Below are 672 nucleotides of genomic sequence, written 5' to 3'. Positions count from 1 at the left end.
CAGAAGTTAATTTTCATGGTAGTTGAAGAACCATTTTTTCCGTGGTACCGGGTAATATTCGCCGGCGACAAGTTCTGAAGGTACGGCTCCTTCAATTCGTAAAAGGTCGTCTGAACTTAAGTTCAGGTCAACTGCGCCGAGTGATACATGAAGTTGTGACTGCTTTCTTGCACCAATCAATGGGATAACATCCTCACCCTTGGATAAAACCCACGCGATAGCAATCTCCGCAATGGTTGCTTGCTTTTCTTCAGCAATTTCACGCAATGCCTCTACAAGGGCTAAATTTTTTTCAATATTTTCGTTGGCAAACCGCGGACCATTACTGCGTTTATCATCCAAACCTAGAACCCGATCTTTTGACCATGTACCGCTCAATAAACCTCTTGAGAGAACACCATAAGCAGAAAGCGAAATACCTAATTCCCGTAGAGTTGGCAAGATATTTGATTCGATGCTCCGATTAAATAGTGAGTATTCCATTTGCAGCCAACTAATAGGATGTACAGCGTGTGCGCGACGAATTGTATCCACTCCTACTTCAGAAAGACCAATGTAACGCACATATCCCTTCTTTACCATATCGGCAATTGCACCAACCGTTTCTTCAATTTGTACGTTTGGATCGATGCAGGCTGTGCCTGGTTGATACAGATCGATGTATTCAACACC

General features: G+C 43.3%; 1 protein-coding gene. It reads right to left on the bottom strand.

All coding sequences use genetic code 11. The features are described from left to right. Positions 1-6: 6 nt before the first annotated feature. A partial coding sequence (locus COJ96_RS25430) for an aldo/keto reductase (protein WP_142333060.1) occupies positions 7-672 on the bottom strand: 666 nt, incomplete at its 5' end.

Source organism: Bacillus sp. AFS073361 (assembly GCF_002567005.1).
In the GTDB taxonomy this organism is placed as follows: domain Bacteria; phylum Bacillota; class Bacilli; order Bacillales; family Cytobacillaceae; genus Neobacillus.
Note: the sequence above shows the minus strand (reverse complement) of the source record. Positions and strands in the feature narration are given on the sequence as shown.